Genomic DNA, 18,934 nt, shown 5'->3' on the forward strand with positions numbered 1-18,934 from the left:
CTGCCAGTAGATTGCCTGCCGCGCCATATGAGGGGTAAAATGGGCACAGGAGGTGTAAACAGATGTACCTTTGCAAAAAAAACGGGTCAAAAATTTTTTTAAAAAAATTAGCACTCACCTCTTGACACTGCTAATAATAAGTGTTATAGTACAACCAGAACAAAGGAAAGGGGTTCAAAAAGGAGCAGCGCTCCGGAAGAACAGAACGTTTCCGATGTTCAGGGAACACAACACCTCGGATTTCTCCGACAGTGCTAACAACTTACAACATATGATCTTTTGAAAGGAGATATGACTTATGATGATGCCTAGTATTTTTGGAGAAAACTTATTTGATGACTGGATGGACTTCCCATTCGACGATGATTTTGACAAATACTTCTTTGGAAAGAAGAACCCGTTATATGGAAAACATGCTAAAAATATGATGAAGACCGATGTAAAGGAGACCGATGACACCTATGAGGTAGACATTGACCTGCCTGGATTTAAGAAGGACGAGATCAATGCCAAGCTGGAGAACGGATACCTTACCATCTCCGCTGCCAAGGGCCTTGACAAGGACGAGAAGGATAAGAAAGGCAAATACATCCGCAAGGAGCGTTACGCAGGTGCCATGAGCAGAAGCTTCTATGTGGGCGAGGGCGTAACTCAGGATGAGATCAAAGCCAAATATGAGGACGGTATCCTGAAGCTGACTGTTCCGAAGAAGGACGCAAAGGCTGTTGAAAAAAATGACTACATTGCCATTGAAGGATAATTTTCCGGAGGATCATTTCCCCGGAAATGGAATGGGCGGTTCCCGAAAGGGAGCCGCCTTTTTATATGCCTTATTTATCATTCCATAGCAACAAAAAACAATTCGGATATGCGGGCCTGCGGCAGATCATTTCACCCCATTTTTCTCTGCCGGCTTTCTGGCTGGATTAGATAGGAAGCTCCAGATAGATATCCTTTCCTTCCTTGATAGAGATTACAACCTTACCGCTCTTGATGGTCGTAACTGCTCCCTGCACGCTGGCAGCTGCCTCCACTGCCGGTGCTGCTGACGTCTCTTCAGCTGTCTCCTCCTGCGGCGTTTCTTCCTCGCCGTTGTCATCCTTGTATCCTTCCACATTGTCAGGTGTAAGAGGACATAAGGAGTCGCTTGTCTTGGTCAGCTTTGCGCCAAGTACCTGTTTGATCTTCAGGCAGCCGTCCAGAGACAGCAGTCCGGAGTCAACCAGCTCATCAAAAATGGCAGGATCTTCAAGGTTTGCGGCCTCAATGGTGATCCCTGCCTCCGCCCTGCAGCAAAGCACTGCTGGATCATTTTCATGCTGTTTTGCGGTTTCCGCTGTAATTGACATTTCCATTACCTCCTAATGTTTTTTCTATCTCTAAGTATAGTAATTTCGGAGCATAATTGCCAATTGATTTTGAAAATACACTTATAGATGAAGTCTATTAATCTTCAGTCCCTCCGCACATCTTCTCTCTCATCTGATCCGCCCGCCGGGCGTCAAAATAGGGGAGCCCGTGGGCCATGTTCTCTGCCCCCGCCAGAAGGTGGAGTGTCCCCTTGCATATGCCGCAGGCCCGGGCGATGAAATTCTGCTCCAGGGTCACGTACTGCACATTCGCATACCGCACCGCCACCACTCTGCGCCCAAAGCAACCTGAGACGGCCTTGACAAATCCGTCGCTCATGACAAGACCGGATGTGAGATAGCGCAGAGCCAGGACAGCCGGACCCGCCGCCGCGAGGAGGATAAGGCCTGCTGCCGCCGCCACATGGTACAGCTGCATGTACGCCGCCGGAATATAGTCCGGCATCCACAGGAGAGCCAGCGCTCCTGCCGCTGCCACACATCCCTCATACAGGAAGAGGGGACAGAGCCAGGCAGCCCAGGCGGAACGGGGCTGCCTTTGCACCTGCCGGGCCGCGATAGCAGCAAACTCCGGCAAAATGACCCGCAGCCTCTCATATACCTCCTTCTCCGAGCTGTAGAGAATGAGAAAGGAGTTTTTCTCCGCCTTGTCGTCCCCCATGCCCACATTCACGATCTCCACCATATATTTCCCCAGAAGGCGGGCGATCAGCGTCTGGCGGAGCTTCAGCGCCTGTATCATATCCACGGGAATGGTGTACTCCACCTTCTTCAGCACGCCGTATCGGATACAGATCCGGTCCCGCTGCCGCTTCACGCGGAAATCCAGATACCGCACAAAGTCCTTCACAATGTCCCACACGGCGGACAGGATGATGGCGATGGCTGCCAGAAGGCTCACCGCGGACCGAAGGAGGGAGTCCAGGGCGTTCTCCTGCCCCAGCGCCTCCGCCGCCATAACCACAGCGCCCACAAGGCCCAGGATCACGACTACGATGGACAGTACGCTCATGGAGCAGACGCCGTGGCGGATAATGTCCCCGGAGCCGGCCCGGAAGTCGTAGGTCTCCTCCTGGACTTCCCGCGGCGCAGCTGCCGCATCCTCCCCTCTCAGGAGAGACTCCACTTTGTCCTTAAAGGCCTCCGCCTTCGCCTTTTTCAGGACAATGGTCACATCTGTGCTGTTGGCGGTGGAGAGGCTCCCTGTGTCCATCTTGACCTTGCAGGTGCCCATGAGCATCTCAAAGAGGTTCTGCTCCAGGTTGATGTTGGAGATATTTTTAATGCCGATGACATATTCCGAGCCGTTGACCGTGCGCTTCTCAATGACAATGGCCTGATCCTGGATGGAGATCCATGTTTTCGACCAGGTCCACCAGGTCTTTCCGATGCTGACAAGCAGAAGGCCGAGACAGATGAGAAGGTACAAAAGGGCCCTTCTGTCCGCCAGAAGAGAGCCGCCCACATCCAGCAGCTCGTCCGCGTTCTGTATAAAGATGCCCGCCAGGACTGCCAGAAGGGCGTAGGTTCCGGCCCCCACTCGCTCCGCTACCACGGACACATGATTTCTGAACTTTTTATTTTCTTCCATGGCCCATCTCCCGCCTCTCTTCTCTCTGCTCTGCCACGATCTCATTGATCCGCTTCTTAAGAGCTTCCGCGATCCTCTCCGCCCGTTCTGTGTCCAGGAAAGCGATGGTCACGTCCCCTCCCGCTGTGGTGACGATCACCTTCGCCACCCCGAAGGCCCGGTCCAGGGGGCCGATCCGCATTTCCAGCTTGTGAAGCCTCTCAATGGGTACGATATGCCTTTTCACGAAGAGGTAGCCCTCCTGTATGTCAATGCACTCCTCATTGATGCCATAGCGGTAACGATAAAAGCGGAACCAGGGGCTGACACACACATCGAACAGGATCAGGAGGGCCGCCCCAAAAGAGAGCCATTTCCCGATGACAATATCCTTTGGGAACACCCAGAAGTAATCCACGGCCCCTATGATTGCCAGCAGGATGACGCCTGTGACCGCCCCCGCCGCGTACATGCAGCGCAGGGCATTTTTTGACAGCCTCTCATATACCATGTTCATTTCCTCCTCTGTATCGTCTTTGTTGTTTTATACTATCACAATAATACAAGCAGGTCAATCCATTCTCATTTCTTAAAAAAAATGTTAGAATTATGAAGAAAAAAACTCATATCCATCTGCTATACTGCATTTGAAAACAAAAACGGAGGGGATTTTGATGGAACAATACAGCATTTTAGTAGTGGACGATGACCGGGAGATCGTCCGCTCTCTGGGCAAGCTCCTGGAGCTGGAGGGCTACCGGGTGCTGACGGCCTTTAACGGCATGGAGGCTCTGGACCGGCTGGAGACTGACACGGTCCACCTGATCCTCCTGGACGTGATGATGCCGCAGCTTAACGGGCTCTCCGCCCTCATGCGCATCCGCCGGAAGCACAACATCCCTGTCATCATCCTGTCCGCCAAGACGGAGGAGAGCGACAAGGTCTCCGGCCTCACCATGGGCGCTGACGACTATGTGACAAAGCCCTACAACACGGCGGAGCTGATGGCCCGGGTGCGGTCCCAGCTGAGAAGATATTTTTCTCTGGGAGCGGCTCCGGCAGGTGAGGGGAGCGGCTCCGGCAATGTGCTGAAAAACGGCGGTCTCCTGCTGGACCGGAACACAAAACAGCTCACCGTGGACGGGGAGCCGGTCCGGCTGACAGCCACAGAGTACAAGATCCTGGAGCTTCTCATGGAGCACCCTGGCTACGTCTTCTCGGCAGAGCAGATCTACAGCCGGGTGTGGCAGGAGGACGCCTACGCCGGTGAGAAGACGGTGATGGTCCATATACGCAGGATACGGGAGAAGATCGAGATCACTCCGAAAAATCCAAAATATTTAAAGGTGGTGTGGGGAATTGGCTACAAGATTGAAAAATATGATTAAATCCGCAGCAGAAAAACTGAGATCTGTACCCCTCTGGGCGAAAGCCGCCTTCGGGCTCTGGCTGCTTGGCGGCGCTGTGGCCGCATTTGCGGCGTACAGGTTTATTTACCAGCGCAATTTTTACATCAGGTGGTACAGCGTCTCCTACTCGTCCCCCATCTGGGAGACGTACGCCCTGGGCCTTGGACTCCTGGCGGGGGCTGCGCTGGCCGCCTATCTCTACCTGCACTTTTTCCGCTCCAGGGCAGACGGCTGGAAAAAGCTGAAGGTGCGGGTTCTGGACCAGCTCAGCGCTGAGCTTTTGCTGGCCGCAGCTGTCCTCACAGGATTTCTGTGGGTGGGTGAGCTAAGGTCTGTGATCTTTCAGTCCGAGTCCCTGGCAGGCTTTTTCGTCTTTTACGGTCTGGAGAGCCTGACGCTTGGCTGCGCGCTCCTCTTCTTCCCCCTGGCCCTCCTCTTTCTCGGCTGCCTCATCCTGCTGATCCGGCGCCGTCTCCTTGGCATCTGGGGGGACACCTCCTTCACATGCAGGCTGTACCGGAGGTGGAAGAGCTCCACTCCCTTTGAGAAGCAGCTGCGCACAAAATATCTTCTGTCCTTCTTCCTGGTGGCAGGAGGCATCCTCCTTGGCATCTTCTGCTTCTTTCTGCTCTCCACCTGGTACGGGGCAAACGAGCTGACCATCCTGGGCATCGCCGGCGGGCTTCTGGCCTTTCTGGCCGCCGCCCGGACCTTTGAGAACAACCGGCTCTACGCAGATCTTGGGCAGCTCCTCGGGCAGATAAGGGCCATGGCAGACGGGGACCTGTCTGTCCGCACCTCCCTGGGTGCCAGGTCGGACCTGTATCCCGCCTCCTGCCAGCTGGAAGAGATCAGCGAAAGCCTGCAGACCATCCTGGATAAGCAGATGCGGGCGGAGCGGATGAAGATCGACCTTATCACCAATGTATCCCACGACCTGAAGACTCCTCTGACCTCCATGATCGGGTATGTGGATCTCTTAAAGCAGGAGCCCCTAAGCGACGCGGCAAAGGACTACGTGGAGGTGCTGTCCTCCCGGATGGAGAGCTTAAAAGACATGATCCAGGACATCTTTGACCTGTCCAAATCCACCAGCGGCACCGCAGAGCTCCACCTGGAGACACTGGACATGAAAAAGCTGCTGGAGCAGACGCTGGGGGACATGGAGGACGCCATAAAGAGCAGCGGCATGGTCATCCGTGAAGCCCTGCCGGAGATGCCCCTCAAGTTCACAGGGGACGGCAAAAAGATGTACCGGGTGCTCCAGAACCTGATCGGAAACGCCCTGAAATACTCCCTTGCCGGAACCCGCATCTACATCATCGCCGAGCGGCGGGCCTCCCAGGTCCAGGTCACCATCAAGAACACCGCCGCCTACGAGATGGATTTTACCTCGGAGGAGATCATGGAGCGGTTCGCCAGGGGAGACAAGTCCAGGAACACGGAGGGACACGGCCTGGGCCTCGCCATAGCGGAGAGCTTTGTAAAAAACATGAAAGGCGGGCTGCAGGTCACCGTGGACGGCGACCAGTTCAAGGTACAGCTCACCTTTCCTGTTGTGGAGGAGACGAGGGTGATGGCGTGACGAGCACCATTTCCTTCACCCTACAGCTTCTCCCATCCTTCATTTATCCTGCGCTCCAGCTCCTCAAAGGAGCGAAGACCGCCAAGAGCGTCGTAGGCCTCCACGCAGCTGGCCCCTGTGGCCGCTGCCAGATGGAGGCTTTCTTCTATGGAGCGCCCCTCCATCCGGGCCTTCAGGAACGCCGCGATGCTGGTGTCCCCGGCTCCCGTCCCGGAGAGCACTCTCTCCGGTTTATAGCTTCTCTCAAATATCTCTTTTTTCCCGTCTGTAAAATACATACCCGGCGCGCCGCATTTGATCAGGAGGCTGGAAGCCCCCATGTCAAGGACTCTCTTTGCCAGCGGCCGGATGTCCTCCTCCACGCTGATGACAGAGGTCACATCCCCGCCTGCTGCCCGGGTCATCCACTCCTCATAGCGGGGTCTGTCCGCCATAAAGCAGAGCTCCTCCGCGCTGGGCACAAAGTAATCCACATAGGGGAGCACTTTTTCCAGAATTTTCCCCCAGTCCGCCTTCCCCGCGTCTGAGTCAGGGTCCACAGCCGCCATGTCAAGGGAGGTGGTAAGGCCTGCCTCCTTCACCCGGCGGAAGATCCCCGCCAGCTCCTCCCCCTCGTTCTCGTACATGTGCCGCATGATGGGGGGATAGCCGAAGTGGAAGAAATCGGCCTGTGCAATTTTTTCAAAATCCAGGTCCTTTGCCCGGAAGGTGTCGTTGGCCCCCGGGTTGTGGAGGAAGATACGGTCCGTCCCGGGGGGAGCGATGACCACGGAGTAGGAGGTGCTGCTGTCCGCGGACACCAGCATGCCTCCCTCCGCTCCGTATTTTCTCAGACGGTCCAGGACGATCTGTCCGAACTCGTCGTCCCCCACCTTTCCCATGAGCTCCGCGTCCGCCCCCAGCACCTTAAGCGCCAGCCCCGTGTTGGCCACGGCGCCGCCGGTGCTGATGTTCACGTCCTTCATCTGAACCAGCTTTCCTGGAGTCAGGACGCTGGCGAGAGGCTGCGTCTTCCCGGAGGCAAAGACCGGGGTGATGTCCAGGCAGATGTGCCCCGCTACAATGATCTTCCCCGCCATAGACTCACCTACCCTCTGCCTGCGCTTCCGAAGATACGCATTTTCTTCATGGTCTCCTGCTTCACTGCCTCTGTGATCTGATTCTGGATGTCTGTCAGGCCGCAGCCCTGGCTGTAATTGTCATGGGCTGCCTTTGCGGCCGCGCAGTTGATGTCTGTAAAGATATTGATCTTGCTGATGCCGTTTGCCACACAGTTTTTAAAATCCTCGTCAGAGAGCCCGCTGCCGCCGTGAAGGACCAGCGGGACGGGGACGGTTTCGGCAATCTGGGCCAGACGCCCGATATCCAGCTTCGGCTTCTCCTTGTAGGCGCCGTGGGCCGTGCCGATGGCCACCGCCAGGGCGTCCACCCCGGTGCGCAGGGCAAAATCCCTGGCCTGGTCCGGCTCTGTGTAGATGCTGTCATCCCCGGCGCTCTCGTCGTTGGCGCCCACATGTCCCAGCTCTCCCTCCACGGAGGCGCCGAACATGCCTGCAATTTTCACCATCTGGGCCACCCGGGCGATGTTGTTCTCATAGGTGTCCGTGGAGCAGTCGTACATGATGGAGGAAAAGCCCAGCCGCAGGGCCTCCACGATCTTTGTGTCCGTCAGCCCGTGGTCAAAGTGGAGCACCACCGGAACAGACGCCTTCTTTGCCATGGGGACAAGGAAATAGGCCAGCTCCTCCAGGCTGGCGTAGGGAAGGAGCACCTCGGCCGTGCCGATGATAACCGGGCTTTTCAGCTCCTCCGCCGCCCCCAGGACGCCCTTTGCCATCTCCAGGCTGACAGTGTTAAAAAGTCCCACACCGTATTTTTTCTCCCGGGCGTCCTTTAGTACTTCTCTCAGTGTAACAAGCATTTCTCTTCTACCTCCAGTCTAGTCGATGCCCATGAGCAGGTTCATGACATACATCTCAAGGGCCTCAAAATCCCGGTTCTCCACGCATTTCTTCTGGAAGTCATAATCAAATCTCTCTACCTTCTCCTCCAGTGCCTTGAAGATATTCAGACTGTTCTCCAGATGCTTGTAGCTGTCCTCATCCTTTGTGGTGCGCATAGCCTTTACGTCCAGGCCCACGTACTCGCCGTGGCTTCCGTAGCCGTTCTCCTTCAGCACCTTCACCTGGTTGAAGGCGGCGCGCAGGTTCTCCACGCCGAAGCTCTTGTCCTGGTCGTAGCGGATACCGTTCTGGTCGTTGAGATGCACGGTCATCAGCTTGCCCATAGCCATGGCAAATCCGATCTCGTGGGCCGGGTCAAGGCCTGCCAGGATGGCGTGAGCGCTCTCCAGGTTTCCTCCCACTCTGGAGGGGTCGATGGTAGCGGCCGAGATGGCCATCACATGTCCCATGGTGCCGCAGATGCTCCTGTCGATGGGCTCGTTTGGCTTTGGCTCAATGCAGACCCGGATCTTGGGATCATACTCCAGCATCTTGTTGATGGCCTCGATGAGCATCTTCGTGGCCCACACAGGGGATTTGCTCTCCGCGCAGAGAGTGCCTTCTCTTGCCAGCCAGAGAACCACCATATCCGTCCCCAGCTCGTTGGCGATGTCGATGGAGCGATAAGCTCTCCACATGGCATAGTCCCTGTCCTCCTTGGAGGTGCTCATGAAACCGCCGTCCATAGTGTGCTCATCCATCCAGAGACGGGGAGCCACAAACTCTGCCTTCAGTCCGTACTTATCCAGCGTCTTCTTCAGCTCTCTTGCCTTCTCCTTGATCTCCTCCTCCGTGTAGTCGTTGATGTTCGGCACAGCGTCGTCGTCGTGGAACTGCACGGCGGAGAAGCCAAGCTCCGCGAATTTCTTAAATTTCTCCTCAATGGGTATGGTCTTTCTTGTTGCCGGTCCATAGGAGTCCGCTCCCTCGTGTACATTCCATGGTCCTACTGAAAATTTAAATTTTGTCATTGTCTTTTCATCCTTTCATTTAGTCTGTCTTCAGGGCATCGTCAAAGGCCACGTCTGAGGGTGAGAAATTGATCTGCTTTGTAAACTCGCAGGCCTCTGTCCCTCCGAATATCCTCTCCATGCCGCTGTCCTCCCACTCTATAGAGAGAGGGCCGTCGTAGCCGATCTGGTTCAGCACCCGGATGATGTTGTCAAAGTCTACATCCCCGTGTCCCGGAGACACAAAGTTCCAGCCTCTCCGCTGATCGCCAAAGGTGATGTGTGACCCCAGGATGCCGTTGCGGCCGTTCAGGTTCAGCTTGGCGTCCTTGATATGTACGTGATAGATCCGGTCCGCAAAGTCGTAGAGGAACATAGCCGGATCCAGTCCCTGCCAGATCAAGTGGCTGGGGTCAAAGTTGATGCCCAGGGTAGGTCTGTAGCCAAAGGTCTCCAGCAGCTTTTTTGTGCTCCAGTAGTCGTAGGCGATCTCTGTGGGATGTACCTCCAGAGCCAGCTTTACGCCGCACTCATCGTACACATCCATGATGGGAGACCAGAGCTCCTTGATCCTCTGATAGCCGGCCTCCACCTGCTCCTCGCTTGTCTGGGGGAAGGAGTACCACATCTTCCAGATGGGGGAGCCCATAAAGAAGGTGACTGTATCCACTCCCATATTTTTTGCCGCCTGGGCCGCGTACTTCATCTGCTGAGTCCCCCAGGCACGGATTTCCTCCGGCTTGCCCGCCAGCGCCGAGGGGGCGAAGTTATCCAGACGGGGATCATAGGCCCACTGCTCCGCATCGCCCACGCACTGTCCCGGCAGATGCATGCCGATGGCCCAGCATCCCAGGCCATACTTAGCCAGCGTGTCCTTCAGCTCTTTCACATAATTTCCATCCTTTGCTGCCTTCTCCACGTCGATCTGTCCCCAGGAGGCGATCTCCAGTCCCTCGTATCCCATCTTCTGCGCAGTCTGGCACATCTCCTCCATGGACAGGTCTGCCCACTGTCCTGTAAAAATTGTTACCGGTCTTGCCATTTCTTTGTCTCTCCTTTCTGACATTTCCTGTTTGATCAATTCACAGCTTCTAAACCTCTACCCACACGTTTCCCTTCTCATTGCTCTCCAGGCAGGCCTCCACATATCTGATGCCCTGCACGCCTGCTGCCACAGTGGGGTAATCGATCCTGTCCTCTGTAAATGTTCCTTCCTCTTTGGCCTCCACGCACTGGGTAAAGCTGTCGTACAGGTTTCCCATTGCCTCCAGCCAGCCCTCCGTGTGTCCTGCCGGAAGCCTGCCGTACTTTGCCGCGTCCGGCGTGACCGCTCCGTAGCCTCTCTTGATGGTGCGGGCAATGCCGTCCTCCCTGATGAGGGTTATCTCCTCCGGGTTCTCCTGGAACCAGAGGATGGTTCCCTTTGACCCGTAAATGCGCACCCGCAGGCTGTTGTCGCAGCCAATGGCAAACTGGGAGGACCAGTTGACGCCCGTGGCGCCGCCTTCGTACTCCACCAGGATCTGGTCATTGTCGTCCAGCTTCCTGCCCGGCACTACCACATCCATTTTTGCCAGGACTCTCTTTACCTTCAGCCCTGTCATAGTAGCCACCGCGTTTTCCACATGGGTGCCCAGATCTCCCAGACAGTTGACCCTTCCAGACTGGGCCGGATCGCATCTCCACTCGCCCTGCTTGCCGCCCCAGTCGTTCTCATTGTAGAGCCATCCCTGGGGGTACTCTGCCATGACGGTTCGGATCTGTCCGATTTCTCCGGCTTTGATGAGATCCCGGATGTACTTGGCCGTCACATGTCCCATGTAGGTGTAGGTGACCATGAAGAGAAGCCCTTTCTCCTGGGCCAGCTTCTGAAGCTCCTCCGCCTGGGCGCTGTCTGTGGCCAGAGGCTTGTCGCAGGCCACATGGATGCCCGCCTCCAGAAACGCCTTGCAGATCTCATAGTGGGTGGCGTTCGGTGTCACCACAACGACAAAGTCAATGCCGTCCTCTCTCTTTCCCTCTGCCTGGGCCATCTCCCTGTAGTTCGTGTAGCATCTTTCCGGCTCAAGTCCAAGTGCCTCTCCCTGGCTCTTTGACTTCTCCGGTGTCCTGGAAAAGCAGCCCGCCGCCAGCCTGGCAGAGCTGTCCAGGCTGATGGCTCTCCTGTGGGCGTCCCCGATAAAGGATCCCGGGCCTCCGCCCACCATTCCGTAGGTTAATCTTCTGCTCATACTGTCAAACCTCCTTTTTTCATTTCTCCTGTCTCCCGCCAGCCTTCTGACGGTCTCTTCCGTGAGAATTTCTATAGCTCTACTATAGGACAGAGGGAGAGAGCCTGCATGGATTAATTCATGTTCGGACTATGACAAATTAGCTTTTTTATTTGCACGTCTTCTGTGATTTCTGTATACTGGAAGGGAGGTGGATAAAAGATGAAAGATGAATTTGAAGTGATTTCCCACGGGGCCGGCCAGTACAAGGTTTTCATGGTCAATCTCCTCTACCGGACGCCCCATATACATAAGGATTTTGAGATCTGTCTGCTCCTGGAGGGGACGGTGTGCCTGCTGTCCAGGGGGAGGGAGCACACCTATGAGAAGGGCAGCCTCTGGGTCATTAACCCCTTTACCAGCCACGAGCTGATCGCAAAGCAGCCCGCCCTGATCCTGTCCCTGCAGATCTCCCCCTCCTTTTTCGGGCCGATCTTTCCCCAGATAGAAAATATGGAGTTCTCCCTGGAGCCTCACTCCCGGGATGCGCAGGATACGGACGTGCTGGTTCCGGATACATGGGCTTCGGATATACGGGCTTCTCTGGCAGGGATGCTCCTTAACATTGCCAGCGCCTACTTCCATCCCGGGGACTATTCCGCCCTCCGCTGCGCGGGACTGATCTGTCTCTTTTTCGAGAGACTGCCCCGGTATCTTCCCTGCGTCCGCATCTCGGAAAAGGAGCGGCAGCTCTCCGCCACCAGAGCCCGGCGGGTCAGGAAGATCAGCAGCTACATAGACAGCCACTACTCCGAGAAGCTGCTCCTCACGGACCTGGCGCAGGAGCTGGGACTGTCCATGAGCTACCTGTCCCACTTTTTCAAGTCTGTCTTCGGTATGTCCTTTCAGTCCTATGTGATGAAAATGAGATGCGAAAAAGCCCGCCAGCTTCTCCTTCTGACGGACTTTTCTCTCCTGGACATCAGCATTGCCTGCGGCTTCTCTGACATCAAATATTTTAACCAGGGGTTCCGGCGGCAGTTCGGCTGCTCTCCCCGGCAGTACAGGCAGCATTTTGAACACGAGGAGCTGTCCCAGCAGCAGAAATCCATGCTCTCCACCCAGGAATTCCTGTCGCCGGCGGCCAGCCGGGTGACGCTGGAGAAGTATCTGCCAGGCCAGATCCGCACGCTTCCGACAGGAAATCGGTAAATCCCCCTGACGATCAGCAGCGCAGGCAGCTCCACAGTACCCAGAACGCTGGAAAGATTGTTGGCCACGCTGGCTTTCCCCTCATTTTCCTCTCCTGCACCAGCTCACTCCCGCCAGCACCGCAAAGAGGATAAACTCCACGGCCGCCGCTCCCATCATCAGGTACGGGAGCCAGATGGCTGTATTTCCCAGGTAGGCAAAGCCCGTGTCCATGGCCGCGTAGGTAAAGCTGTTTATCAATCCCACGCCGCCGGCGGGAAGCAGACACCGGAGCCACTTTCCTATATTCCCGCTCAGGGCCATGTACACCACCATGGGCAGGATAAGAAAGGCGAAGGCAGCTATGCTGGCGGAAGCCACTGTCTTCATCCTTCCGGACAGGAAGAGGGTGAAGGCGGCCGTGGCCAGCAGGGTGACAAAGCCAGCCACCCCGATAAGCAGCTCCAACTGTCCCACTGTCAGAGGCAGGAACACGGACACCGACACCAGCAGCTGCAGGGAGGTGTCCAGCCCTTTGAAGTCAAAGGAGGCATTGAGGAGCAGAAGGAACAGGGCCATGCAGATAAGATACAGGACGCCCACAAGGAGAAGGCCCGCCAAAATCCGGCTCACCGCCAGGCGCCTCCTCCCGTCCCTGGCGCACTTCAGGATCTGGTCCGCCTGGGTCTGGCAGTCGCTGGCAAAGACCGGTACCAGGATAAAGGTACAGATCAGCACCAGCAGGAACACATAAATGCCCACGTATTCTATAGCGTCCGGCGTCACTCCCGGCTCGTAGGTAAAGGGCATCTCCACCCGGTCGTAGAGGGCCAGCGCCTGCTGCACCGCGCTGTCTGTGCGGGCGCTCTCCCCTCCGCCCTCCAGATAGATGAGATCCTTGATATGCTGTCTGCACTGGCTGTAAAAGCCTGTTGCCTGCTCCTCGGTCAGGTCATCCCTCCCGGGGGCTATGCCTGTCTTCGGGTCCGCCCAGGCCTCGCACATCCGGTTCAGGATGCCGCCTACATTGGATACCTTCTCACAGTAATCACTGGCTGTCACCCGCTCATCGTAGATGCCATCGGGCAGTCCCCCCTCGTAGCCCGCTGCGAAATCCTTCCATCTCTGGAGGGCCGCCAGCAGCTTCTCCTCGGTGATTTTCCCCTGAAACTGTCCCTGGTTCTCCGCCTCTTTAAGAAGAGCATCCCGGCCCTTCACAGTCACCTCCTGCCCGCTGTCATCCCTGTAGGTCCAGGTCTCAAAGGAGGCCGGAAAATAGGCCAGGGCCGGCGCCAGCAGAAGGGCCGCCAGTATCAGGATAAGGACCGACCTAGTCTTCAGAAGCCTTTTAATCTCCGCTGTAAATATTCTCATATCACGCACTCTCCTTTCCGTCAGTATGCTCCTGGGGAAAGAGCCAGAGATACAGGTCCTCCAGCCGGGGCTCCTTAGGCCGGGAGTCCGGCACCGCGGGCGCGTCCGCCAGATACCGGATGGACACGGCTCCTCTCTCCTCGTTCCGGATGCTCACCACCCGGACCTTCTGCTCGTATCTGTGGAGATCCTGCTCCTGGATCAGGGCGGACCACACCTTGCCCTCCATCTCCCAGATAAGCTCGTCTGTGGTTCCCTGGGCGATGATCCGTCCCTCCTTCATAATCGCATTCCTGGAGGCAATGTACTCCACATCGGACACGATGTGGGTGGAGATGAGCACGATCCGGTCCGAGGCGAACTCGGACAGAAGGTTGCGGAAGCGCACCCTCTCCCCCGGGTCCAGCCCGCTGGTGGGCTCATCCAGGATCAGCACCTCCGGGTCATTTAAGAGGGCCTGGGCAATGCCCACCCGCCGCTTCATCCCGCCGGAGAGCTTTGTGATCTTCTTTTTCCTCACATCTGCCAGGGAAAAGGTGTCCAGAAGCCGGTCGATCTTCTCCTTTGCCTTTTTCCTGGTAAGGCCCTTCAGAGCAGCCACATAGTCCAGATAGTCGTACACCGTGAACTCCGGGTAGAACCCGAACTCCTGGGGCAGGTAGCCGAAGATATCCCGGTAGCTCTTTCCCAGCACCTGGATGGGCACTCCATCATACTTCACTTCCCCCTCCGTGGGGCGTATGAGCCCCGCCGCCATCCGCATGAGGGTGGTCTTCCCGGCTCCGTTGGCGCCAAGAAGCCCCCACACGCCGGGTGAGATGGTCAGGCTGGCATGGTCCACCGCCAGCTTGTCTTTAAATCGCTTTGTCAGGTCATTTATGCATAACTCCATTTGTCAGTCTCCTTTCTTCCAAGTCTCCGTATCTGGAAAATCCAAAGAAGAGCCGCCGCCCCGCAGAGGACCCACACACACCCGGAGGTTACCATATAATTCTGTGGCCCGGCCGCTCCCCGGCTCACATATCTCCACCCAAGGGCAAAGAGGAGAAATCCCGCCCCCATCACAGCGCTGCTGCTGACTGCAAAATATCTCTCCCTCCCCCTGTCGAGAAGGAACAGGATCAAATTCCAGGCCAGCAGGAAGGGGAGGAAAAGCCAGGCCGCGAGGCTCCCAAGACCCATAGTCCAGTATATGCCCGCCGCCGCGGCAACTCCCAGCTCCATCAAAACAGCGCTCACTCCCGTGATGAGAAGCTGCGCCATCCGCAGCCGGGGCCAGGACGCGGCCGCCGCCTCCACCTCTGTCATCCTCCACATGCCGGATCTGGCAAAGAAGGGCACGCAGCTCCAGGCCGACAGGATGCCGGCGCCGCACAAAAGCAGGGGCACCCGCCTGTAAAGGAACATGGCAAATTCCGGGTCCTCCAGGCTCTGCATCCCGGCCGTCAGGTCAAAGCCGGAGACGATCAGAAGGAGCAAAAGCCCCTGCCAGATCCAGACGTACCTGCCTGTGTACCGGATCTGCCTCGCCACAAAGGCTGGGAAGCCCATGCCTCTTCTTTCCATAGCCATCCGGCAGGCCTCCGCGGCCAGAGCCGCTGTCCGGTCCACATGACTCTCATCTGTCAGAAGGCTTTCCCTCTCTTTCTCCCGGGCCGCCAGCCTGCCCAGCTCTCTTTTCACCTGCCCTGTCTTCATTTACGTCTCTCTCCCTTCCAGTTCTGTTTTCAATATCCGCAGCGCCTTCCTCAGCCTGGACTGCACCGTCCGCATCGGAAGCCCCGTCACCTTTGCGATCTCCCCAAGCTTCAGCTCCTGGGAAAAGCGCAGGATGATGATCTCCCGCAGCTCTTCGGGGACCAGCTCCACAAGTCTTCTGAAATCCTCCCGGTCCTCACCCTCCTGCAGTCCCTTCTCCTCAAAGGGCACCTGCTCAGGCACGGGCTCCCAGGTCCTCCTTCTGCAAATGTCCACACACACATTGGCGGCCACCCGGTAGAGAAAGGCCCGGAAACGTCCTCTGTGTCTGTAGCTGCCGAAATGGCGGAACACCTTGAGAAAGGTCTCCTGGACAGCGTCCTGGGCCAGGGACCGGTCCGGCACGTGGAACAGGCAGTATCTGAGTATGTCGTCGTAGTAGAGCCTGGCCAGCTCTCCCGCAGCGTCCGGATCGCCTTTTTTCAGTTTTTCAAAAATTTCATCTTCCCGCGTCAAGTATGAAACCCTCCTGTTTTCCGTACCTATAGTTTATAACGTTTTGCAGACAATAAAAGGATTAAAATCCCACAAAAAAAGAGGAATTTCTTTTGTGAAACTCCTCTTTCCGTTATGGTTGCGGATATTTATATCTGCTTTCTCTGCGCAGGGCATTTTAACTTCTCACTCCTGGGATGTGTTCTGTAGCTCTTTAAGCTGCCGCTTTAGCCGGGCGATCTCCTCATCCCGCTTGTCCAGCATTTCCTTCTGCGTGTCAATAGTACACTTGCGTTCCTCAAGAACAGTATCTTTATCCGAAAGTTCCCGCCTCATCCCGTCAATCTCTTCCTGCATCTCATCGATCATATACTGGACTGTATTCCGGTCCAGCTCCTTCAGCTCCTTTGAGAACATCTCCATCACCTTCTCCACATTGCGGCACAGCTCATAGATCTCCTCGTACAGCTCCTTAAATTCCGGGTAGGACTCCAGGAGGGTCTCTATCTTAGTCGGGTCGTCTGTACTGAAGAACAAAAGCCATGCTTCCAGCTTGTTTCTGATACCTTTATTCTGCACAATTCCGGTAAATATGTCAAGTGCGATAAAGCAGTATTCCTGGAGAAGATCAATCTCCAGTCCGGTGTCAGAGCTCTGGGAAAAGCGATGGATATAGTCGCACGGAAAGTCCCTGAATTCCGCCGGGCTTTTCTCGTACAGGACGATCGTGTACACCTTCTGTATATCCCGGTAGCTGAAGCCCTTTCCCCGCTCTCCCCTCACTCTCTTATACTGTCTCAGAAGAAGATCCGAGGAATAACAGGCGCTTCTCTGGCCCGGAAACCGGTAGCCCATCTTCTGCACCTCCACATTGGCTATACTGTGATCCTCCAGCTCAATGACAATGTCCATGACTACCAGAGAGCACTCATCTGCGATCCTGACAGAGTCATTTGGGATGACCTTCAGGATCTTCACACTCTGCCCCAGCACCAGGGACAGGAATTCTTCCAGTCTCTCCGGTGTGTTCTCAGGGTTCATGATCTCTTTGAAGAAAGAGTCATACAGGACCTTTACCCCTTTATTCCCGGTACAGAAATTCAAAAATTCCCGTCTCTGGTCTTCGCTCCACCCCAGATACACGGCAGAGAGCCTCTCATCCTCAAAGATCTCTTCCAGTATCTCTCTGCGCGTGCGTATCATGGGAAAATACTTCTGTAAAATACCAGCCATCTGTTTCCCTCCATACTTTTCTTTTTTTGTTTCGTCTTTTGGTTCCATTCATTTGCGGGTACGATTTCCGATACGGAAGCTCCGAAAATGAGAAAGCCCTGAGGCTTAAAGATGTTCTCTCACGTTGAGAAATATTTCCGGCAGAAGAGCTCTGCCGGTGTAATACAAAAAATAACATAAATCACTTTGGATTGCAAGTATTTTCCAATACATCTCACTGGACAAATGGAAATTCCCTGGTCAACTCCGGATCCTTCTCCAGCATGGAGAGAAGTCTGCTGGCCGGACCAGATGGATGATTTCTGCCCCTCTCCCACGCTTCCACAGCCTTGACCGAGACTCCCATATACCCTGCAAACAGCTTTTGCGACATCCCGGTTTTCTGACGTATCCTTTTGATCTCAGAAGAAGAGTATATTTTTACGGGAGTAATCGTCACAACACGTCTCCGCAAATTTTTTTGCCTGGTGTCGTCCACTGCCTCGGACAATCCAGCCATAATGCTGCTATACACTTCACTCATACTTTACGCTCCTTTCACTGGCCGGTAAACGACCGTTCAAGAATTTGGATCATTTTTCTAATGCTGCTGCGTTCAGCTGCCCTCAAAGGAAAAACGCATTTTTCTCAGCTTCCCTGTCCCGCGGATGACCGGACCGGCTTTCGGATTGGTCAATATCTCATACTCCAGTCTGCGCAGATCATCGTCATCTAATCCAAGACTATCCCAACATTTTGAAAATTCTGTCGTCTGTATAAAGGTTCTCGTCATCCAGATTTCTCCTTACAATATACCCTATTAAATAGGGGTTGTCAATGTCATCAAAGACACCGTTTCTCTTTTGGTTCCATTCATTTACGGGTATGATCTCCGATACGGAAGCTCCGAAAATGAGAAAGCCCTGAGGCTTATAGATGTTCTCTCACGTTGAGAAATATTTCCGGCAGAAGAGCTCTGCCGGCACAATATGAGTATACTATATAAGATAACATAAGAAAAGGAAGACAGCAAGAGATTTCCGCTGAAAAACTCTGCCATCTTCCTGATATATTCCGCTTATTCTGCCGGGGCATGGATTCCTATCCCGCCTTCTGCTTCCGGCTCTTGATCACCTTCAGCCTGGTGAATTCCTCCCGGTCCTTCTCCTCCAGGGCGTTGTTGATGTCATGGACGAGAGTGGTGTACATGGGGATCGTGATATTCTGGAGGGCGTTAGCCCTCTTCTGGGTCTTCTTGATGTTGGTGGCAAGACGGTAGGCCGCGTTCTCCACCATGGAGAGCTTCACCGTCAGATCCTTCACCTTGCGGAAGGCGTCCACTGCCCGGTCCACTGACTCTCTTGTGGTGCTGAAGGCGTAGGTGGGCACCGGCGTCTGCGGCGTGTATTTCACATGGGGTATCTCCGTCCCCATAATGCTCCTCGTCTGGATCACAATGGAGTCCTCGATGGGCACCGTGTAGGCAATCTGGGAGACCATGCTGATCCCGTTCTCGATGTTGGCCTTCTGCAGGCACTGGTAGGCGTAAGTGAAGGTGCTGTCAATCTCCTCCTGGATGCTGCGGGCCTGGTCGATGAGCTCCATCAGCTCCCGGATCAGGATGTTCCTCTTCTTATCCATCAGCTCATAGCCCTGCTGGGCCAGAGCCAGCGAATTCTTGGCCAGCATCAGGTTGCCCTTTGTGGGAAATGTGCGCGGATCCATGAAACTCCTCCCTTCCTGGTATATCCGATGTTATTCATAAAACAGCAATGCCATCCGAGGGAACGTCCTCCAGCCGTTCCCTCGGATGATGGCGGAGCGCCATATGCAAGGTACAGGAAAACGTATGGACAAATAAATTTGT

19 protein-coding genes and 1 pseudogene are annotated in these 18,934 nt (G+C 55.4%); 4 read left to right on the plus strand and 16 right to left on the minus strand.

The genetic code is table 11. The features are described from left to right. Positions 1-298 precede the first annotated feature (298 nt). Positions 299-760 carry an Hsp20/alpha crystallin family protein gene (locus tag H7U36_RS02760; RefSeq protein ID WP_033124746.1) on the plus strand — a complete coding sequence of 154 codons (462 nt, stop codon included), beginning with the start codon at positions 299-301 and terminating at the stop codon, positions 758-760. Positions 761-929: 169 nt separating this feature from the next. Here the strand turns inward: H7U36_RS02760 and H7U36_RS02765 are convergent. From H7U36_RS02765 to H7U36_RS02775, 3 genes and pseudogenes are all read right to left on the minus strand, one after another. Beyond that, positions 930-1,349, minus strand: a pseudogene (locus tag H7U36_RS02765) (D-proline reductase (dithiol) proprotein PrdA); the annotation flags it as partial. Between the two features lie 97 nt (positions 1,350-1,446). Further along, the gene (locus H7U36_RS02770; RefSeq protein ID WP_205155675.1) at positions 1,447-2,961 is read right to left on the minus strand and encodes a PH domain-containing protein; all 1,515 of its coding nucleotides are present in this window, start codon (positions 2,959-2,961) and stop codon (positions 1,447-1,449) included. Next, positions 2,948-3,451, minus strand: coding sequence for a PH domain-containing protein (locus tag H7U36_RS02775; RefSeq protein WP_033124743.1), 504 nt, complete (start codon positions 3,449-3,451; stop codon positions 2,948-2,950). The genes H7U36_RS02770 and H7U36_RS02775 overlap by 14 nt, the downstream gene beginning before the upstream one ends. A 163-nt stretch (positions 3,452-3,614) precedes the next feature. Here H7U36_RS02775 and H7U36_RS02780 point away from each other — a divergent pair, with 163 nt between their 5' ends. Both H7U36_RS02780 and H7U36_RS02785 read left to right on the plus strand, forming a co-directional pair. After that, positions 3,615-4,328: a response regulator transcription factor gene (locus H7U36_RS02780; RefSeq protein ID WP_138302811.1), complete on the plus strand. Its 714-nt coding sequence runs from the start codon at positions 3,615-3,617 to the stop codon at positions 4,326-4,328. Continuing rightward, complete coding sequence (locus tag H7U36_RS02785; RefSeq protein ID WP_205155676.1) at positions 4,321-5,934, plus strand: sensor histidine kinase; 1,614 nt, start codon at positions 4,321-4,323, stop codon at positions 5,932-5,934. The genes H7U36_RS02780 and H7U36_RS02785 overlap by 8 nt, the downstream gene beginning before the upstream one ends. Positions 5,935-5,954: 20 nt before the next feature. On the opposite strand, the gene H7U36_RS02790 is transcribed toward H7U36_RS02785, so the two are convergent. The 5 genes from H7U36_RS02790 to H7U36_RS02810 are packed head-to-tail and all read right to left on the minus strand — an operon-like array spanning position 5,955 to position 11,118. Beyond that, positions 5,955-7,013 (minus strand): carbohydrate kinase family protein, encoded by a 1,059-nt coding sequence (locus H7U36_RS02790; protein WP_205155677.1) that lies wholly within the window; start codon positions 7,011-7,013, stop codon positions 5,955-5,957. Between the two features lie 8 nt (positions 7,014-7,021). Beyond that, positions 7,022-7,855, minus strand: coding sequence for a class II fructose-bisphosphate aldolase (locus tag H7U36_RS02795; protein ID WP_191429119.1), 834 nt, complete (start codon positions 7,853-7,855; stop codon positions 7,022-7,024). 18 nt (positions 7,856-7,873) lie between these two features. After that, a complete protein-coding gene (locus H7U36_RS02800) occupies positions 7,874-8,908 on the minus strand; it encodes a TIM barrel protein (protein WP_191429120.1) in 1,035 nt (344 codons plus the stop codon). Between the two features lie 19 nt (positions 8,909-8,927). Beyond that, positions 8,928-9,929, minus strand: coding sequence for a sugar phosphate isomerase/epimerase family protein (locus tag H7U36_RS02805; RefSeq protein WP_205155678.1), 1,002 nt, complete (start codon positions 9,927-9,929; stop codon positions 8,928-8,930). 49 nt (positions 9,930-9,978) lie between these two features. Continuing rightward, positions 9,979-11,118, minus strand: a complete 1,140-nt coding sequence (locus H7U36_RS02810) for a Gfo/Idh/MocA family protein (RefSeq protein ID WP_205155679.1) — start codon at positions 11,116-11,118, stop codon at positions 9,979-9,981. Between the two features lie 201 nt (positions 11,119-11,319). Between H7U36_RS02810 and H7U36_RS02815 the strand changes: the two genes are divergently transcribed. Next, on the plus strand, positions 11,320-12,309 hold the full coding sequence (locus H7U36_RS02815; RefSeq protein ID WP_033124736.1) for an AraC family transcriptional regulator: 990 nt from the start codon (positions 11,320-11,322) through the stop codon (positions 12,307-12,309). 81 nt (positions 12,310-12,390) lie between these two features. Here H7U36_RS02815 and H7U36_RS02820 read toward each other — a convergent pair whose 3' ends face one another. The 8 genes from H7U36_RS02820 to H7U36_RS02855 form a co-directional block, all read right to left on the minus strand. Next, positions 12,391-13,662 carry a hypothetical protein gene (locus H7U36_RS02820; RefSeq protein ID WP_205147707.1) on the minus strand — a complete coding sequence of 424 codons (1,272 nt, stop codon included), beginning with the start codon at positions 13,660-13,662 and terminating at the stop codon, positions 12,391-12,393. Position 13,663: 1 nt separating this feature from the next. Beyond that, positions 13,664-14,554, minus strand: a complete 891-nt coding sequence (locus tag H7U36_RS02825) for an ABC transporter ATP-binding protein (protein WP_033124734.1) — start codon at positions 14,552-14,554, stop codon at positions 13,664-13,666. Further along, entirely contained in the window at positions 14,539-15,360 is an 822-nt protein-coding gene (locus H7U36_RS02830; RefSeq protein WP_205155680.1) for a hypothetical protein, read from the minus strand. Before H7U36_RS02830 ends, H7U36_RS02825 begins: the two co-directional genes overlap by 16 nt. Then, positions 15,361-15,876 (minus strand): RNA polymerase sigma factor, encoded by a 516-nt coding sequence (locus H7U36_RS02835; protein WP_191429317.1) that lies wholly within the window; start codon positions 15,874-15,876, stop codon positions 15,361-15,363. A gap of 165 nt (positions 15,877-16,041) precedes the next feature. After that, entirely contained in the window at positions 16,042-17,088 is a 1,047-nt protein-coding gene (locus H7U36_RS02840) for a PD-(D/E)XK nuclease family transposase (protein ID WP_205147705.1), read from the minus strand. A 214-nt stretch (positions 17,089-17,302) separates the two neighbouring features. Further along, positions 17,303-17,611 carry a type II toxin-antitoxin system RelB family anti-toxin transcriptional regulator gene (locus H7U36_RS02845; protein WP_033124731.1) on the minus strand — a complete coding sequence of 103 codons (309 nt, stop codon included), beginning with the start codon at positions 17,609-17,611 and terminating at the stop codon, positions 17,303-17,305. Positions 17,612-17,683: 72 nt separating this feature from the next. After that, positions 17,684-17,860 (minus strand): hypothetical protein, encoded by a 177-nt coding sequence (locus tag H7U36_RS02850; protein WP_243426675.1) that lies wholly within the window; start codon positions 17,858-17,860, stop codon positions 17,684-17,686. A 308-nt stretch (positions 17,861-18,168) separates the two neighbouring features. Next, positions 18,169-18,792 carry a V-type ATP synthase subunit D gene (locus H7U36_RS02855; protein WP_191429144.1) on the minus strand — a complete coding sequence of 208 codons (624 nt, stop codon included), beginning with the start codon at positions 18,790-18,792 and terminating at the stop codon, positions 18,169-18,171. Positions 18,793-18,934: the final 142 nt, after the last annotated feature.

Source organism: Faecalicatena fissicatena (genome assembly GCF_016900595.1).
Lineage (GTDB): Bacteria > Bacillota > Clostridia > Lachnospirales > Lachnospiraceae > Claveliimonas > Claveliimonas intestinigallinarum.

Bases quoted from the DNA above. Each gene is read 5' to 3' on its own strand.
- H7U36_RS02760 (WP_033124746.1), top strand. From the start codon at position 299: ATGATGATGCCTAGTATTTTTGGAGAAAACTTATTTGATGACTGGATG.
- H7U36_RS02770 (WP_205155675.1), bottom strand. From the start codon at position 2,961: ATGGAAGAAAATAAAAAGTTCAGAAATCATGTGTCCGTGGTAGCGGAG.
- H7U36_RS02775 (WP_033124743.1), bottom strand. From the start codon at position 3,451: ATGGTATATGAGAGGCTGTCAAAAAATGCCCTGCGCTGCATGTACGCG.
- H7U36_RS02780 (WP_138302811.1), top strand. From the start codon at position 3,615: ATGGAACAATACAGCATTTTAGTAGTGGACGATGACCGGGAGATCGTC.
- H7U36_RS02785 (WP_205155676.1), top strand. From the start codon at position 4,321: ATGATTAAATCCGCAGCAGAAAAACTGAGATCTGTACCCCTCTGGGCG.
- H7U36_RS02790 (WP_205155677.1), bottom strand. From the start codon at position 7,013: ATGGCGGGGAAGATCATTGTAGCGGGGCACATCTGCCTGGACATCACC.
- H7U36_RS02795 (WP_191429119.1), bottom strand. From the start codon at position 7,855: ATGCTTGTTACACTGAGAGAAGTACTAAAGGACGCCCGGGAGAAAAAA.
- H7U36_RS02800 (WP_191429120.1), bottom strand. From the start codon at position 8,908: ATGACAAAATTTAAATTTTCAGTAGGACCATGGAATGTACACGAGGGA.
- H7U36_RS02805 (WP_205155678.1), bottom strand. From the start codon at position 9,929: ATGGCAAGACCGGTAACAATTTTTACAGGACAGTGGGCAGACCTGTCC.
- H7U36_RS02810 (WP_205155679.1), bottom strand. From the start codon at position 11,118: ATGAGCAGAAGATTAACCTACGGAATGGTGGGCGGAGGCCCGGGATCC.
- H7U36_RS02815 (WP_033124736.1), top strand. From the start codon at position 11,320: ATGAAAGATGAATTTGAAGTGATTTCCCACGGGGCCGGCCAGTACAAG.
- H7U36_RS02820 (WP_205147707.1), bottom strand. From the start codon at position 13,662: ATGAGAATATTTACAGCGGAGATTAAAAGGCTTCTGAAGACTAGGTCG.
- H7U36_RS02825 (WP_033124734.1), bottom strand. From the start codon at position 14,554: ATGGAGTTATGCATAAATGACCTGACAAAGCGATTTAAAGACAAGCTG.
- H7U36_RS02830 (WP_205155680.1), bottom strand. From the start codon at position 15,360: ATGAAGACAGGGCAGGTGAAAAGAGAGCTGGGCAGGCTGGCGGCCCGG.
- H7U36_RS02840 (WP_205147705.1), bottom strand. From the start codon at position 17,088: ATGGCTGGTATTTTACAGAAGTATTTTCCCATGATACGCACGCGCAGA.
- H7U36_RS02845 (WP_033124731.1), bottom strand. From the start codon at position 17,611: ATGAGTGAAGTGTATAGCAGCATTATGGCTGGATTGTCCGAGGCAGTG.
- H7U36_RS02850 (WP_243426675.1), bottom strand. From the start codon at position 17,860: ATGACGAGAACCTTTATACAGACGACAGAATTTTCAAAATGTTGGGAT.
- H7U36_RS02855 (WP_191429144.1), bottom strand. From the start codon at position 18,792: ATGGATCCGCGCACATTTCCCACAAAGGGCAACCTGATGCTGGCCAAG.